The organism is Nonomuraea sp. NPDC050328 (assembly GCF_044459405.1).
Lineage (GTDB): Bacteria > Actinomycetota > Actinomycetes > Streptosporangiales > Streptosporangiaceae > Nonomuraea.
Window position 1 is genome coordinate 92,518 of the sequence record NZ_JBITIW010000011.1, and the last position, 14,948, is coordinate 107,465.

The following is a 14,948-nucleotide window of genomic DNA, read 5'->3' on the forward strand; positions in this document are numbered from 1 at the left end:
ACGAGGACCTGCGGCCGAGGAGCGCGCACATGACCGCTGACGAGCACGTCGACATCCCGGTGGCGGGTCGCGCGCCGTTACGGGTCAGGCTGGACTCGGCCGCCCCGTTCGGCTGGTGGCCCGCCGTCTGCATCGCCCTGGTCGCCTTCATCGACCGGGTGGAGTTCAACCTGATGGCGGGGGCGCTCCCCGTCATCCAGCGGGAGCTCGGCTTCGGCGACACCGCCGGCGGCGCGATCGCCTCCGCGGCCGCGGTGGCCGGGATCGTCCTGCTCATCCCGGCCGGCCGGCTGGCCGACCGGGGCCGCCGGACGTGGATCGTGGCCGCCGTCGTGGGCGTCTGGTCGCTGCTGACGCTCGGCAGCGGCCTGGTCACCACCTACGCCATGCTGTTCGCCGTGCGGGTGGTGCTCGGCGGCGCCGGGTTGCTCTACAACCCGGCCGGCTCCAGCCTGCTGGCCGACTACTTCCCGGGCAGCAGCCGGGCGCGGGCCTTCGCCATGGAGCGGTTCGGCTACTTCGCCGGCCCGGCCGGCGGCGTCATCGCGGGCGGCGCGCTGGCCGGCCTGTACGGCTGGCGCACGATGTTCTTCCTGGTCGCAGTGCCCGGACTGATCATCGCCCTGCTCTGCCTGACCCTGCGCGAGCCGGCCAGGGGCACCGGCGACCGCATCGAGCTGCTGCGCTCGGGCGAGCAGCCCAAGGAGCAGCCCGTCACCCCGAGCCTCCCAATCCTGCGGGAGCTGTACGGCCTGCTGTCGATCAGGACGCTGCGCGCGATCGTGATCGGCCTCAGCACGCTCTTCTTCGGCCTGGGCGGCCTGATGTTCTGGCTGCCCACCTTCTACGCCCGCACCTTCGGCCTGCCGGCCGGTGCGGCCTCCGCGATCGCCGGCGGCGTGGGCCTGGCCGGGATGATCGCCGGTGCGTTGGTCAGCGCCCGCCTGGGCGACCGGTGGGCGCACCGGCGGGTGACGCTGGGCGCCGTCGGGCTGCTGATCGGCGCGCTGAGTCTGGCCGCGTCGGTGGCGGTGCCGGTGCTGGGCGTCCAGCTCCTGTTCCTGGGGGTGGCCAACTTCGGCATCATGCTGGCCATCCCCGCCCTCACCGCCGCCGTGGCCGACGTGGTGCCGGCCGCGCGGCGGGGGCTGGGTTTCGCCCTGTCGCAGTTCGTGGTGTCGCTGGCGGGGGCGTTCGGCCCGCTGCTGGTGGGCGCGGCCTCGGAGGCCACCGGCTCGCTGCGGGTGGCCTACGCGCTGCTCGCCGTGCCGCTGGTGCTCGGCGCGCTGCTGACGCTGCGGGGCCGGTCCAGCCTGGAGGCGGACCGGCGGGCCGCGTTGTCAGTGCTCCCGTAGCAGGCTGCCGGCGCCGTGCACCTGGTCGGGGATGCCGTTGGAGCGCAACGCCATCCACCAGGTGGCCGCGTTGATGGCGATGACCGGCAGGCCGAGCCAGCGCTCGGCCTCGTCGGCCAGCCCGACCATGGACAGGTTCGTGCCGCACTGGACGATCGCGTCGACGCCGGGCGCGACCTCGATCAGGGCCTGCCTGAGCTCGGCCTCGGTGACGTGGGCGATGGAGACGGCCGTCGGGCACTTGAGGCCCTTGATGGCGGCCACCTCGAAGCCGATCTCGGAGAAGAACCTGACCACGTTCTCGTCGCCCACCGGCTGGTAGGGGGTGACGACGCCGATGCGGCGGGCGCCGTACAGGTGTAGTGCCCGCTCGCAGGCCTCGGCGCCGGTGGCCACCTGGAGGCCGGTGAGGTCGTGGATCTGCCGGACGAACTGCCGGTTACCCTCGACGCCGCCCCAGAACGTCTCGGCCGACATGCCCATCACCATGGCGTCCGGCTCGCAGGTCAGCACCCGCTCGCAGGCGGCGCCGATCTCCGCGCGGATCTGGTCGAGCAATCGTTCCATGCCGATGTTCCCGGCCATGTTGCCGTCGCGGATGTGGATCCGGCTGAAGTGCGCCGTCACCCCGGGCACGATCATGCGGTAGAAGTCGGGTTCGACGACGGTGTTGGTGGACGGCGCGATCACGCCGAACTTGCGCCGCCAGCCGAGCGCGTCGGTCACGGGAGCACCTTCCGTCGGGTGAAGGGGGCGGTGACGAAGCGGTAGAGCACCTTGCGCGGGGTCAGCCAGCGCACGTGCGCGCCGTTGGCGGCCTTGGCGAGAGCCTGCTCGGCCAGCCACGGCGTCACCGTCTCCACCCGGTCGGCGAGGATGTCATAGACCTTCCTGCTGCGCGGGGTCAGGTCGTGCAGCAGCAGGTCGGTGGTGACCATGCCGGGGCTGAGCAGGCCCACCGAGACCCCGGGCGGCACCTCCTTGGCCAGGGCCAGCGTCAGGTAGGTCAGCGCCCGCTTGGTCGCGCCGTAGACGGCCAGCCCGGCCACCGCCCGGCCGTCGCTGCCCAGGCCCTCCATGTTCCAGACGTGGCCGTGGCCCTGCCGGGCCATCCCGGCCAGGGCGACCGCGCACCCGTTGATCACCCCGTTGAGGTTCACGTCGACCACGCGGTGCGCCTCCTCGGCGGGCAGCTCCCACAGCGGCAGCCGGGACTGGGTGATCCCGGCGTTGTTGATCCACATGTCGACGCGGCCGTGTTCGCGCACGGCCCTGTCCCACACGGCCTGGAGCTGCTCGCGCTCGCGCACGTCACCGTCCTTGGAGCCGCAGACGACGACCTGGTGCCCGAGCCGGGTGAAGTGCTCGGCGAGCCCGCGGCCGATGCCGCGGGTCCCGCCCGTCACGACGATGACCATGTCAGGACCCCGTGGACCACGGCCGCCGGCCGGCCGCCCTCGAACAGCTGGTAGACGACGGCGAGCGTCCTGCCCGCGCCCATGCCCTGGGTGGCGTCGACCATGAACTCCCGGCCCTTGAGCTTCCCCACGTCGGTGAAGTGCAGGCTGGGATAGTTCGCCCTGCCGTACGCCTGCGCGTTGCCCCAGGCCCCGGGCCCTTCGTAGAAGGAGCGGAAGCCGTCACGGCGCACCTCGACGGTGTGCCGGCGCTCCAGCGCACCCGTCCAGGTGACGTGGTGGCGGGTCCTGAGCAGGGTGATCGGCTCCAGCTCCACGGTGATGTCCACCGTGCCGCCCGGCTTCTGGTCCGCGCCGTACAGCTCGCACGTGCCGCGGTAGGCGCCGGCGGTCTTGGTGGGCAGGATGAAGGAGGCCGGGCCGTTGGCGGTCTCGTCGGCGATCCACTGCTCGACCTTAGCGGCCTCGCGGGTGTACAGGCCGTTGAAGGCGGCCACGATCGCCGGTCCCTGGTACATCAGCGACGAGTAGACCTGCAGGTCGCCGATCGTCTGGTTCCAGGTGTTGAGGTCCACCTGCCAGCCGGGGCTGTAGTAGTGGGCGTCGACGAACCCGCCGTACGGCTGGCCGGTGCCGTAGAAGTCGGGCCCGGTGTACACGCGGTCGGCGTCGGAGTCGATCACCCCGAACGCGAACGGCGCGCCGAGCCGGAACCGCCCGGCGAGCGGGCCGCCCGCCTCCAGGCCGCCGTCCATGTAGTAGGTGGTCGTGCCGTTCTCGAACACCGACGAGCGCGTGACCTGCTCGAAGCCCACCCAGGTGCCGGTGGCGTCGAACAGGGAGGGCTTGCCGTGCCACTCGCCGGCGATGCGCTGCTGCCAGACGCTGGGCTCGCTCATGCGAGGAGTTCCTTCCTGACGCGTTCGGCCTGTTCCTCGCCGAGGAGCCGGCGCACCTGGGCCCAGACCGGGTCCACGTCCGGGTCGAAGAGGTTGGCCCGGTTGGCCGCGTCCCGCGCGGCCAGGTCCCCGTCCACCGGGGGCACGCCGCCGCCGAGCAGGGCCAGCCAGTGGTCGAGGTAGGTGTCCACCGTCGGGTCCAGCCCGGCGAAGGCCGCCTCGGTGGCGCGGCAGACCAGCATCCAGGGCGACATCATCGCCCGCTGCCGGGGGCCCACCGCCGCGGGGGAGAGGCCGTCGAGCCGCCAGGCCCGCTCCAGCGGTTCGGTCAGCGGCAGGAAGCAGGCGTCGAGGTAGGCCAGGTGGGTGGCCAGCTCCGCGCGCGGGATCAGGTCCAGGTGCATCGCGTGGTAGTCGGCCGAGGCGACCGCGTCCAGCGTGAAGTGCGGGACCGCGGACTCCGGGGGCGTGAAGGCGAAGATCATGTGGCTGTCCAGGCCGATCGGCGGCACCGCCAGGCTGACGGTCACCACCTTGTCCACGAGCGGGGCGCGCAGCACGGTCAGGTGGCCCGCGCTCAGCGGCACCTGCTCGGCGACCTCCAGGCCGAGAGCGGTCACGAGCCGCTCCAGGGTGCGCTCACTCAGCGCCGTGGGCAGGCTCATCGCCGCCTCCTCTGGTCTTGTGGACCCACGCGCGGGCCAGTTCGGGGTTGTCGCGCCGGGCGGGCGAGGGGATGACGGTGGCCCGGCGGCGCGGGACGTCGCCGGTCACGAGGTCGTCGTCGCCGATCCACCAGCCGTCGTCGATGAGCTGCTGGCGCCGGCGCCGGTAGGCGACCTGGAGGGCGTCGCTGCGGATGTGCAGTTCGGCCGACAGGTCGAAGGGCAGCAGTTCGGGCCGCTGGGCTTCCACGACCACCCGGTCCTGCTCGAAGATCTTGCCGATCCGCCGGATCGCGTCCCGGTCGGCCCACTTGCGGGTGAAGAAGTTGCGGAAGCCGATGATCTTGACGAGCGTGCGGTCCTGGGACAGCGGGATGTTGAAGTCGTAGAGCAGCATGTCGCCGAAGGGCAGCCGGACGTGCAGCTTGACCACGTTGGGCAGGTACCAGCCGTTGGTGACCACCACCTCCTGCTGCTCCTTCTTGTACAGCCGGCTCCACAGGCCCTTGGCGGGCGGCGGGCTCATCCGGATGTCGGCCTCGCACTTCCACTCGTCCTGGGTGAGCTCGAAGTCCGGGATCTGCGGCTTGTCCGGATTGCCGAACGCGGTGCCGTGCACGAACGGCGCGTGCGCCGCGTCGACGACGTTCTCCATCGTGCGCTCGTAGTTGGCGTTGATCGTCGTCTCGTAGTAGACCGCCCGGAAGGCGGGGTCGTCGTGCTCGGGGATGTGCGGGATCGGCGGGCGCCGCTCCTCGGGCAGGTCGCCGAGGAAGGCCCAGACCATGCCGTGGCGCTCCACGGCCGGATAGGCGTCCACCCGCGCCTTCTTGGGAATGCCGCGGCCGCCGGGATTGGCCGGGATCTTCACGCAGGTGCCGTCCGGCTCGTACTCCCAGCCGTGGTACGGGCAGGCGATCCGGTCGTCGCCGGCCAGCCGGCCCATCGACAGCGCGCCGCCGCGGTGCACGCACAGGTCCGACAGCAGGGCCACCTCGCCGTTGCGCCGCCGCCACAGCACGAAGTCCTGACCCAGGCAGGTCACCTTCCGCGGCTGCCGCTGGACGGCGTGGCTGAACTCGACGGCGTACCAGAAGTTCTTGAGCATGGCTCCTCCTCGAGGGCGGCCCGCGCCCGCGCGTCACCGTGCAGGTGCGTGCGCAGGAACAGGGTGAACAACCGGGCCAGCTCGGCGCGGGGCTCCGAGGTGGCGGGCAGGTCCAGGAAGGCGCGGGCGGCCGTCCGGTCCACCGGGTCGGCGATCGTGAAGTGGTTGGCTCCCTCGAGCACGGCCAGCAGGTGCTCGCCGGGCGGCAGCGCCTCCTCGAAGGTCCGCCGGACGGGGTCGTGGCCCTCCTGGCCGTAGCGGTCGGCGCTGCCCGTGATCACGCCGTCGCGGGTGCCGCCCGCCAGCAGCACCGGGCAGTCCACCTGCGCGGGCACCACCGTGCCCGGCGGCCAGCCGAGCATGGTCGCCACCATCGTGTGCGCGCCGTAGGCGAAGACCGCCCGCACGCCGGGGAAGTAGCGGGCCGACTGGAGCACCACCGAGCCGCCGGCCGAGTGCCCGCCCAGGGCCACCCGCTCCAGGTCGATGACGCCTCTGAGCAGGTCGATCTCCGTCAGTGCCGCCAGGATCTCGCCGAGGGCCGGGCAGGTCGGGCGCGAGCCGTACACCTGGGGCCTGGCCGCGTCCAGGTCCACCCCGGGCGTCAGCCCGTACTCGCCGCCGAACAGCTCGCCCACCCGGTCGAAGGTCACGCACACGAACCCCGCGGCGGCGATCTCGGTGGCCAGCCAGCGGTAGGCGTCCTGGCCGACGTTGATGCCGGAGACGAACAGCACCACCGGGTACGGCCCGCCGGCCGGCGGGAAGACGCCGGTCAGCCGGTCGCCGTCCTCGGCGGCCGGGTAGTAGATCTTCAGGTGGGCGGTGTCGAACCGGCCGGTCCCGGCCGCCCACCACAGCGAGCGGATCATGCCGGCCCCGGCAGCGTGCGGTCGCCGCCCCACAGGCCTCTGACCAGGCGTTCGGTCTCCCGCTCGCCGAAGTAACGCACGCCCATCACGTTGGCCGGGTCGCGCTCGGCGATGTTGCGCCGCGTCGCCAGGTCCGCCGCGGCCAGGGCCGGCCGCTCCTGGACCGGGACGGGTTCCGCCTCGTCCACCCAGGTCAGCCAGCGGTCCACGCGCTCGTGCAGCACCCCGCGCACGGTGTCGAGGTGGGCCGGCTCGCGCGGGAAGGAGTAGCAGAAGGCGGTGGGGGACAGGCTGGCCCGGATGAAGGCGGCGCGGCTGGTGAACCAGGTGAAGTCCGGGTTGCTCTCCCGGAAGGCGAGCCAGCCGGCCTCGGACGGCGTGTAGTAGCGGTCGAAGTACCCGGCGTCCCGGGTCAGCCCGGCCCTGGGCAGGAAGTCCTGGTAGAACCAGCCCTCCGGCCACACGAGCAGGGCGATCCCGAGGTGCGGCACCCGGATGTGCGGCCCGAGCCAGACGGTCAGGTGCAGGTTGGCGAAGCCGGCCGTGGGGTCGCCGAGCCAGGAGTGGACCATCCAGTCGACCTCCGGCCCGGTGTAGGCGTCGAGCCGGCCGCCGGGCCCGTCCGGGCGGGAGCCGTACGCGCCGGGGGAGGCGGGGTCGAGGCTCAGCTCGAAGCGGGCGTCGATCTTGGCTTTCAGCTCGGCGAGCAGGTCCCGCATCCGCTCGAACGTCTCGGTGACGTCGACGACGGGGGACTCGTCGAGCATCTGCTCCACGTGTTGCAGGGTTTCGTTCACTGGGGTCCTTCCAGGAGGGCGCCGGCCGCCCGCCACGGCCGCCCGGCCACCAGGTCGGTGCCGCGCGAGACGAGCCGGTTGACGGCCTGCGCGGGGGCGACGACGCCGTGGACGAGCAGGTCGGTGTTCTTGACGTGGGTCACGAGGGGATGGCTGATCCGGCCGGTGAAGGGGCCTTGCCAGGCGGTCCACAGGGTGAAGTCGGGGGACAGGCCGAGGATCGCGCCGGCCAGCCCGTCGGGGCCGTCCGGCCCGGCGGCGACCAGGTTCAGCCGGTTCTCCGCCGCCCGCTCCAGCAGGCCCAGGCGCAGCTCCCACGGCTCGCGCGGGGTGAACGGCACGGCCACCACGTCGGCGTCGGCCAGCGCGGCCAGCCGGAACTCCTCGGGGTGCCGGGCGGCCTCGCCGGTGACGATCGCGAGCCGTCCCCAGGGGAGCACGTGGATCCCGGCGGGGCCGTCCCCGCCGGTCACGGGTCCGCCGGGCCCGACGAGGGTGGCGTCGCCGGTGACGACGTGGCAGGTCGTCCCGCGTACGGCTCGCGCCGCCTCCTCGGTGGAGACGGGTGAGCCCTCGGGGAGCACGACGAGCAGGGCGCCTTCGGTGGCGGCCTGCCGTACCAGGGCGGCGTCGCCCCGCACCACCGCGACCGGGAGGCTGCCGGCGCCGGCCGCAGCCGTGCGGCCCGGCGCGGGCGCGGCGAGCGGGCCGTAGCGGGCGGGCCGGCGGCCGGCGAGCAGGGCGGCCCGCTCGGCGTCGGCCGCGCCCGGGTCGATGTCGGCCACGACGACCGCCTCGCCGGTGCGGGGCGCGCGGGCGACGACGCTGCCGTCGGGGGCGACGATCTGGCTCTCGCCGGCGCCGTGCAGCCACTCCGGCGGCACGCGCAGGCCCTCGCTCACCGCCTCCAGCCGGTCGGCGGGGATGAGCGGGCCGACCTTGTTGGCCGCCACGACCCAGACCTTGTTCTCCGCGGCGCGGACCGGGACGTGCAGGGACGCCTCGTCGACGGCGAAGGAGTTGAGGCTGTTGAGCAGGACCTGCGCGCCCCGCAGCGCGAGCCCGCGGGTGACCTCGCAGATGACGCCCTCCATGCAGGCGTACAGGCCCAGGCGTCCCACGGGGGTGTCCAGGACCGGGCCGGCCTCGGTGCCGGGGGACAGGTGGTCGTTCTCCGCGCCCATCAGCACCTGCTTGTCGGCCTCGCCGAGGAGCTGCCCCGCCGGGCCGTACAGCAGGGAGGCGCCGGTGGTGCGGCCGTCCGGCCGGGCGAGGGTGACGCCGATCTTGACGTGCGCGCCGTGCCGGGCCGCCCGCGCGGCGACCGCGCTCAGGAACGGGTCGCCGTGCCGGCAGGCCAGGGCGCGGGCCTGCTCGCGACTCTCGTACCAGGACAGGTGGTGGCAGAACTCGGGGAGCACGATCAGTTCGGCGCCCTCCGCCGCCGCGGCGTCGATCAGGCGCAGGGTGGTGGCGAGGTTGGCGGCGATGTCCGTGCCCACCTCGTACTGCACGGCGGCGACACGCACCACGGTGCCTCCTGTTACGTATAGCGAAACAGTGTTTCCAAGCAGGATCTCGCGAAAGCGGGGGAGATGTCCAGTGCGCGACATCTCCCCACGGGTCACGGCTACGGCACGAGCGGCTGGATCACGCCCGCCGAGCGCAGGCTCTCGAAGTAGTCGCCGCCCGGGTAGAGGCCGGGGGTCGTGGTCCCGCTGACGAAGTCGCCCGCCCAGCCCTTGGCGAGGGTCTGCAGCGCGGAGACGTTCTGGGCCTGCGGGGTGCCGCAGGCCAGCTTCTCCGGCCCGGTGGCGCTGGAGCCCTCGACGTCGATGTGCGAGCCGGTGGTCAGCCGGACGCCCAGGAAGGGCCTGGCGAGCTGCTCGGTCAGCTCCTGCGTGCCGCTGCCCCCGCTGTTGCAGGAGTAGGGCGGCGAGGAGATCGCCAGGATCGGCAGGCTGGTGTTGGCGAGGTGGTTGAGCGAGCTGCCGAGGTTGTCGCCGGCGAGCGACTTCACCGGGTCGAACAGGATCAGCCCGCGCACCTTGGCGAAGGCGGCCGGGTGGCGGGCCCGGAGCTGCTGGGCGACGTACGGCACGGCCTCGCCGCCGGCCGAGTGCCCGGCGAGGACGAACGCGCCGGGCAGGGCCAGATCGGGCCGCCCCGCCCTGGCCCTGGCGTCGGCGAAGCTCCGGTCGAGCCCGCCGGCCAGCACGTCGGCGACGTTGCCCAGGAAGGCGGTGTTGTTGCCGAGGTTCTGCAGCGTGCAGCCGAAGATGTTGGCCGAGGGCAGCGTCGGGGCGAAGACGAGGAAGCCGTCGGCCGCGAAGCGCTGCGCGGTGTCGGTCATGCCGTCGTTGGAGCCGGCGAAGCCGTGCTGTAACCACAGCAGGGCTTTCGGCGGGCCGGACGGGAAGTACCAGTCGCTGCTCTGGCGGAGCGTGGTGAAGGCGCAGCGGATCTCCACCGTGTTCTCGATCTTGGTGACCGACTGGGCGTGCGCGGGGGTGTGCAGCAGGGCCGCGGTGACGACGAACGCGGCCGGCAGGCTTCTGAGGCTCAAGGCTCCTCCTCGGAACGGTGTTTCTTATAAAGAAACGGCGTTTCCATTTGAAGTCAAGACCGGTTCCAGCCGCCGGTCGCGTCAGGGGAGGGGGTAGGCGGTGGCCGCCAGGCCGGGGCCGCCGGGCCGGAAGGCGGCCGGAGCGTGCACCACGGTGCTCTGGACGTACTCCAGCAGCCCCTCCTCGCCGTACTCGCGGCCGTGGCCGCTGCGCTTGACCCCGCCGAAGGGGGCGCGCAACGACATCCCGGTGCGGTTGTGCGTGTTGACGAAGACGAAGCCCGCCTCCAGCCGGTCGGCGACGGCGAACGCGCGGTCCTCGTCCGCCGACCAGACCGAGGCGGCCAGGCCGAGCTCGCTGTGGTTGGCCCTGGCGACGGCCTCGTCCACCGTGTCGTACAGGAGCAGCGGCACGGCGGGACCGAACTGCTCCTGCGTCACCAGCGGCGCGTCGTCCGGCAGATCCGGCACGAGCACCGGGGGCACGAAATAGCCGGCGCCCAGGTCGCCGGTGGAGCGGCCCAGCGGCACCGCCGTACCCGGAACCAGCGCCCTGATCCGCTCGGCCGCCTGCGCGCTGATGACCGGTCCCATGGTGACGCCCGGCGTCAGCGGATCGCCGACGAGCAGGATCCGCTCGGCGGCCGCGACGTAGGCGGCCGTGAACTCGCCGGCCCTGGCCCGCGGGACGTAGAGCCGCTTGGCCGCCATGCAGACCTGCCCGCTGGTCGCGAACGACGCCATCACCAGGCGCTCGTAGTCCTGGCCGGTCAGCGAGAAGTCCGGCAGCAGCAGCGCGGGGTCGTTGCCGCCCAGCTCCAGCACGGTGGGCGTGAGCATCGCCCCGGCCGCCGCCGCGATCTGCCGGCCCGCCGCGTCGCCGCCGGTGAACGCCACCTTGCGGACCAGCGGATGGCCGACCAGCGCCTGCCCGGCCGCCGCGCCGCCGTGCACGACCTCGACGCCGGGCAGCGCCGCCGCCACCTCGCTCACCGCCAGCGGGGCCAGCGGCGACGGCTTGATCACGCAGGTGTTGCCCGCCGCCAGCGCCGGAGCGAGCTTGAGCATCGCCAGGATGACCGGCGCGTTCCACGGGGTGATGCAGACGACCACGCCGTACGGCTTGCGCCGGATCAGCAGCCGGCCCGCCTCGTCGTCGAACAGGCGCTCGCCGAGCACCCGGGGCGCGTGATCGCAGACCCAGCGCAGGTGGGCCAGGGCGAAGGCGAGCTCGCCACGGCAGTCGGCCAGCGGCTTGCCCGTCTCCCTGGCCAGCAGGACGGCCAGCTCCCCGGCCCGGGCCTGCACGGCGGCGGCGCTGCGGCGCAGGGCGTCGATCCGGTCGGCCGGCGCGCGGGCCGACCACTCCCGTCCCGCGGCCTCGGCGCGGCGGACGGCGGCGCCGGGGTCGGTCTCGGCGACGCGTCCCACGACCTCGCGGATCCGCGCCGGGTTCTCCCGGACGATCACCCCGGCTCCCGGAGCGAGGAGATCAGGCAGGCGCGCAGCAGGTGCTCCCTGGCCGCCACCGGGTCCGCGGCCAGCGCGCGCAGCTCGTCGTGCGCGGCGGGGGAGCGCATCCGCGCCCAGTTGCGGTGACTGATCGCCTGCACGTGCTCCAGCGCCACCGCCCGCCGCCTGGCGGCCACCCGTCCGGGCGAGTCGCGGCCGAGGAGGGCTCCGGCCATGAGGACGGCGTCGTGGATGCCGCTGTTCATGCCCAGCCCGCCGAGCGGGTTGTTGACGTGCGCCGCGTCCCCCGCCAGGAGCACCCGGCCGGCCAGGAACCGGGTGGCCACCCGCTGGTGCACCCGGTACGGGGTGGCGTGCCTGATCTTCCATTCGCGTCCCGGGTCGGCGACCGCGCGCAGCCGGTCCCGCAGCTCGCCGGGCCCGTCCGGCAGCAGGACCCGCCAATGGTCGGGCGTCCGCAGCAGGACCAGCCACTCCTCGGGGTCGAAGACGTAGTTGATCGGGGCGAGGCCGGGCAGCAGGGCCGCCAGGTCCTCCTCCACGGAGGCGACCAGGAAGGTCTCCGGGTAGGTCAGGCCCTCGAAGCCGATGCCGAGCGCTCGCCGTACCGCGGAGTGGGCGCCGTCGGCGGCGATGATCCAGTCGGCGGTGTGGCGCTCTCCCGTGGCGGTCGTGACCGTCCGATCATCGACCTCGCGCACCTCCCGCCCGAACAGGACCTCGCCCCCGTGCCGCCGCACGTGCTCCAGCAGGATCGCGCAGAGCTTGTTCTGCTCGCACTGCACGCGGAAGGGGTAGGGGGTGTCGGCCGCGAGCACGCCCAGGTCGAGCGTGGCGATCGGGCCGCCGCGGCGGTCGCGGTACTGGAAGGTGCGGGCCACCAGGCCCCGCTCCAGCAACTCGCCCAGCACCCCCAGGTCGGCGAGCATCTCCAGGGTCGGCGGGTGGAAGGTGGAGGCCCGCGACTCGGCGGCCGGTTCGTCGCCCGCCTCCAGCACGGTGACGGGCATCCCGCCGACCGCCAGCACGAGCGCGGCGCTCAGGCCGACGGGCCCGGCGCCGGCCACGAGGACGCTCACCGCTCCACCCCGACCACCCTGGCCCCGGTGAAGAACAGAATGGTCTCGGCGGTGCCCTCCTCGCCCAGGCCCGACAGCCCCCAGGCCGGACGCGGTGTCATCAGGTGCAGGCTCAGCACGCTGGAGCCGTTGACCTTGACCTCGCCGGCCCGGATCCGCCGGGCGGTCGCGAGCGCCCGCTCCTCGTCGGCGCCGATCACGTACCCCTCCAGCCCGTGGCCGGTGGCGTTGGCCAGCTCGACCGCCTCCTCCACCGTGTCGTACGGCACGACGGCGGCCACCGGGCCGAAGATCTCGTCGGCCAGGTCGGCGCCGGTGATCAGCGTGGGCGGGAGGAAGTGTCCCTTGTCCGGGATGTCGCCGTAGGCGGTCGCGTGGCCGCCGGCCAGGCCGATGGCCGCCCGGACCCGGCGCAGGTGCGCCGAGTGCACGAGCGGCCCGAACTCCGTCTCCGGCAGCAGCGGATCGCCGATCCGCAGCGCGGCCAGCCGTTCCCCGGTCGCCGCCACGATGTCCCCGAGTGCGGCCCGGGGGACGAGGAGCCTGCCGAGCGCCCGGCACCACTGGCCGTTGAGCGTCGTCAGCAGGTTCGCCGCCGCGGTGGCGGCGGCCCCGACATCGGCGTCGGGCAGGACGAGGAGCGGGTTGTTGCCGCCCAGCTCCAGTTGCGCCGGACGCAGGCGCGCCGCCGAGGCGAGGGCCACCGACCGGCCGCCGGCCAGGCCGCCGGTGAAGGAGACCGCCCTGATCCGCGCGTCCTCGGCCAGCCGCGCTCCCTCCCGCGGGCCGCCGTGCACGAGCTGGAACACGCCGGGCGGCAGCACCTCGCCCAGCACCTCGGCGAGCACCTGCGTCCCGTAGGGGGCGTACTCGCTGACCTTGAGGATCACCGGGCAGCCCGCCGCCAGCGCGCTCGCCGCCTTGTGCGCGGCCATCGGCGCGGGCGCGTTCCACGGCACCAGGCAGAGCGCCGGGCCCCACGGCATCCGGCGCACCTCCACGCCCTCGCGCGAGGCGTCGAGCAGGCCCGCTCGCACCTGGGCCGCCGCCAGCGCGAAAGCGCCGTGCACGATCACGGCCAGCGCGCCGGTCTGCGTGATCGGCACGCCCGTGGCGAAGGACTCCAGCGCGGCGATCCGCTCCGCCACCGTGACCGGCTCCTCCGACGCCGAGGACCGGCCGGGCCCGTCGGGCGGCAGCGGCCGGTTCAGCTCGGCCGACACCCGCTCCAGCAGCGCGGCCCGCTCCTCGGCGGGGGTGGCCTCCCACCCGGGGGCGGCCCGTTCGGCCGCGGCCAGCGCCGCCTCCAGGCGGGCGCCGGAGGAGCCGAGCGCTCTGCCGACCGGCTCTCCGGTGGCCGGGTTCTCCAGATCGAAACCGAGGTCCTCGGTGCACGCCGCCCACTGCCCGGCCACCAGGTCCGCCTGCGGAAGGGTCATGACCGTTCCGCCGTGGCGAAGAGCTCGTTCTCCTTGTCCTGGGTGACCATCTGTGCGACCTCCAGCCGCCCCCGCTCGGCGGGGAAGGTCATCACCAGCCCCATGGACAGGTCCCGCAGGGCGCGTCCCACGACCCCGCCCATCATCGCCCCCGAGGTGCCGGACACCTTGAACGCCCCCAGCGCCACCCGGTGGCACGCCTCGGTGACCGACCCCTTCCCGAGCCGCCACTGCCGGAACACCTCGGCCTTCGGCCGCAGCGGCGGCTGCGAGGTCTCCAGGAGCAACTGCCGGCGCAGCCACAGGTAGGCGGTCTCCAGATCGGCGGTCATGTCGCCGATGAGCTGCTGGTGCATGGGGGAGGAGGCGATCGGCCGGCCGGTGTCGGCGAAGGTCTTGCGGGTGAGCTGCTCGACGACCACGTCGTAGACGTTCTGCGCGCAGCCGGTGTAGACGGCGGCGATGGCGAGCTGGTTGCCCACGAAGCTGCCGCGGCTCATCTTCAGCATGCGGGTGAAGGCGCCAGGCACGGTCAGCGCCTCGTCGTCGGCGACGAACACCTCGTCCAGGCGGATGCCGTTGTTGGCGGTGGCCCGCATCCCGAGCCCGTCCCACGGCGCGCGGGTGGCGACCCCGTGCGCCTCGCGCGGCACGAAGAAGGTGACCAGTCCCTCGGCGGTGTCGTAGCCGTCGAGCCTGGCCGTGGTCAGGTAGTAGTCGGCGACGCCGGTCGCGCAGCCGAAGGACTTCTCGCCGTCCAGGAGCCAGCCGCCCTCGGTACGGCGGGCGGTGGTGGCGATGGTGATGTTGGCGGCGGAGCTCTTGACCGACTCGGAGGCGAAGTTGGCCAGCCAGGCGCCGCCCGCCATCCGGGTCAGCACCTTCTCCGCGAAGGCCCGCACCACCGGGGTCTCCTCCGCGGTGAACAACCCGGCCTCGATCGCCTCCAGCGGGAGCAGCCCCCGCGAGGCGCTGGTGTTGTGGAAGAAGTAGGCCAGGGCGGTGGAGGGGCAGGCGGTGCCCATCGCGAAGGTGGCGGCGGCCAGGTCGCGCAGCGTGCCCCCCAGCCCGCCGTACTCCTCGGGCACCACCAGCCCGAGCAGGCCCGCCTCCCGCAGCAGCGCGACGTGCTCCACGGGGAAGCGGGCCTCCTCGTCGGCCTTGGCCGCCGCGGCGCGCAGCGCCGGCAGCACCGACTCCACCCGTTCCGCGCGGGCGCGCTCGGCTTCGGTCATGTCGTCGACCAGGCGCTCGCCTGTCAGTCTGTCGGTCACGCT

Annotated in this window: 14 protein-coding genes; 1 reads left to right on the forward strand and 13 read right to left on the reverse strand. The window is 73.7% G+C overall.

The features are described from left to right. Positions 1-29: 29 nt before the first annotated feature. On the forward strand, positions 30-1,355 hold the full coding sequence (locus tag ACIBG7_RS34275; RefSeq protein ID WP_397338886.1) for an MFS transporter: 1,326 nt from the start codon (positions 30-32) through the stop codon (positions 1,353-1,355). Here ACIBG7_RS34275 and ACIBG7_RS34280 read toward each other — a convergent pair. The 13 genes from ACIBG7_RS34280 to ACIBG7_RS34340 form a co-directional block, all read right to left on the reverse strand. Beyond that, positions 1,341-2,081 (reverse strand): arylmalonate decarboxylase, encoded by a 741-nt coding sequence (locus tag ACIBG7_RS34280; protein ID WP_397338887.1) that lies wholly within the window; start codon positions 2,079-2,081, stop codon positions 1,341-1,343. The genes ACIBG7_RS34275 and ACIBG7_RS34280 overlap by 15 nt on opposite strands. Further along, positions 2,078-2,773 (reverse strand): SDR family oxidoreductase, encoded by a 696-nt coding sequence (locus tag ACIBG7_RS34285; protein ID WP_397338888.1) that lies wholly within the window; start codon positions 2,771-2,773, stop codon positions 2,078-2,080. Before ACIBG7_RS34285 ends, ACIBG7_RS34280 begins: the two co-directional genes overlap by 4 nt. Beyond that, on the reverse strand, positions 2,758-3,672 hold the full coding sequence (locus ACIBG7_RS34290) for a hypothetical protein (RefSeq protein ID WP_397338889.1): 915 nt from the start codon (positions 3,670-3,672) through the stop codon (positions 2,758-2,760). Before ACIBG7_RS34290 ends, ACIBG7_RS34285 begins: the two co-directional genes overlap by 16 nt. Next, positions 3,669-4,337, reverse strand: coding sequence for a hypothetical protein (locus ACIBG7_RS34295; protein WP_397338891.1), 669 nt, complete (start codon positions 4,335-4,337; stop codon positions 3,669-3,671). The genes ACIBG7_RS34290 and ACIBG7_RS34295 overlap by 4 nt, the downstream gene beginning before the upstream one ends. After that, positions 4,312-5,445, reverse strand: coding sequence for an aromatic ring-hydroxylating dioxygenase subunit alpha (locus ACIBG7_RS34300; protein WP_357925835.1), 1,134 nt, complete (start codon positions 5,443-5,445; stop codon positions 4,312-4,314). The genes ACIBG7_RS34295 and ACIBG7_RS34300 overlap by 26 nt, the downstream gene beginning before the upstream one ends. Then, positions 5,379-6,317, reverse strand: a complete 939-nt coding sequence (locus ACIBG7_RS34305) for a dienelactone hydrolase family protein (RefSeq protein ID WP_357925838.1) — start codon at positions 6,315-6,317, stop codon at positions 5,379-5,381. The genes ACIBG7_RS34300 and ACIBG7_RS34305 overlap by 67 nt, the downstream gene beginning before the upstream one ends. Further along, positions 6,314-7,114 carry an oxidoreductase gene (locus ACIBG7_RS34310; RefSeq protein WP_397338892.1) on the reverse strand — a complete coding sequence of 267 codons (801 nt, stop codon included), beginning with the start codon at positions 7,112-7,114 and terminating at the stop codon, positions 6,314-6,316. Before ACIBG7_RS34310 ends, ACIBG7_RS34305 begins: the two co-directional genes overlap by 4 nt. Then, positions 7,111-8,646: a carbon-nitrogen hydrolase family protein gene (locus ACIBG7_RS34315; protein WP_397338894.1), complete on the reverse strand. Its 1,536-nt coding sequence runs from the start codon at positions 8,644-8,646 to the stop codon at positions 7,111-7,113. Before ACIBG7_RS34315 ends, ACIBG7_RS34310 begins: the two co-directional genes overlap by 4 nt. 98 nt (positions 8,647-8,744) lie before the next feature. Then, on the reverse strand, positions 8,745-9,680 hold the full coding sequence (locus ACIBG7_RS34320; protein ID WP_397338895.1) for an alpha/beta hydrolase: 936 nt from the start codon (positions 9,678-9,680) through the stop codon (positions 8,745-8,747). A gap of 81 nt (positions 9,681-9,761) precedes the next feature. Continuing rightward, on the reverse strand, positions 9,762-11,150 hold the full coding sequence (locus tag ACIBG7_RS34325; protein ID WP_397338896.1) for an aldehyde dehydrogenase family protein: 1,389 nt from the start codon (positions 11,148-11,150) through the stop codon (positions 9,762-9,764). Further along, positions 11,147-12,232 carry an FAD-dependent oxidoreductase gene (locus ACIBG7_RS34330; protein WP_397338897.1) on the reverse strand — a complete coding sequence of 362 codons (1,086 nt, stop codon included), beginning with the start codon at positions 12,230-12,232 and terminating at the stop codon, positions 11,147-11,149. Before ACIBG7_RS34330 ends, ACIBG7_RS34325 begins: the two co-directional genes overlap by 4 nt. Next, complete coding sequence (locus tag ACIBG7_RS34335; RefSeq protein ID WP_397338899.1) at positions 12,229-13,671, reverse strand: aldehyde dehydrogenase family protein; 1,443 nt, start codon at positions 13,669-13,671, stop codon at positions 12,229-12,231. The genes ACIBG7_RS34330 and ACIBG7_RS34335 overlap by 4 nt, the downstream gene beginning before the upstream one ends. After that, the gene (locus ACIBG7_RS34340) at positions 13,668-14,945 is read right to left on the reverse strand and encodes an acyl-CoA dehydrogenase family protein (RefSeq protein ID WP_397338900.1); all 1,278 of its coding nucleotides are present in this window, start codon (positions 14,943-14,945) and stop codon (positions 13,668-13,670) included. Before ACIBG7_RS34340 ends, ACIBG7_RS34335 begins: the two co-directional genes overlap by 4 nt. Positions 14,946-14,948: the final 3 nt, after the last annotated feature.

Coding starts and splice junctions, on each gene's coding strand:
- ACIBG7_RS34275 (WP_397338886.1), top strand. CDS start 30: ATGACCGCTGACGAGCACGTCGACATCCCGGTGGCGGGTCGCGCGCCG.
- ACIBG7_RS34285 (WP_397338888.1), bottom strand. CDS start 2,773: ATGGTCATCGTCGTGACGGGCGGGACCCGCGGCATCGGCCGCGGGCTC.
- ACIBG7_RS34290 (WP_397338889.1), bottom strand. CDS start 3,672: ATGAGCGAGCCCAGCGTCTGGCAGCAGCGCATCGCCGGCGAGTGGCAC.
- ACIBG7_RS34295 (WP_397338891.1), bottom strand. CDS start 4,337: ATGAGCCTGCCCACGGCGCTGAGTGAGCGCACCCTGGAGCGGCTCGTG.
- ACIBG7_RS34300 (WP_357925835.1), bottom strand. CDS start 5,445: ATGCTCAAGAACTTCTGGTACGCCGTCGAGTTCAGCCACGCCGTCCAG.
- ACIBG7_RS34305 (WP_357925838.1), bottom strand. CDS start 6,317: ATGATCCGCTCGCTGTGGTGGGCGGCCGGGACCGGCCGGTTCGACACC.
- ACIBG7_RS34335 (WP_397338899.1), bottom strand. CDS start 13,671: ATGACCCTTCCGCAGGCGGACCTGGTGGCCGGGCAGTGGGCGGCGTGC.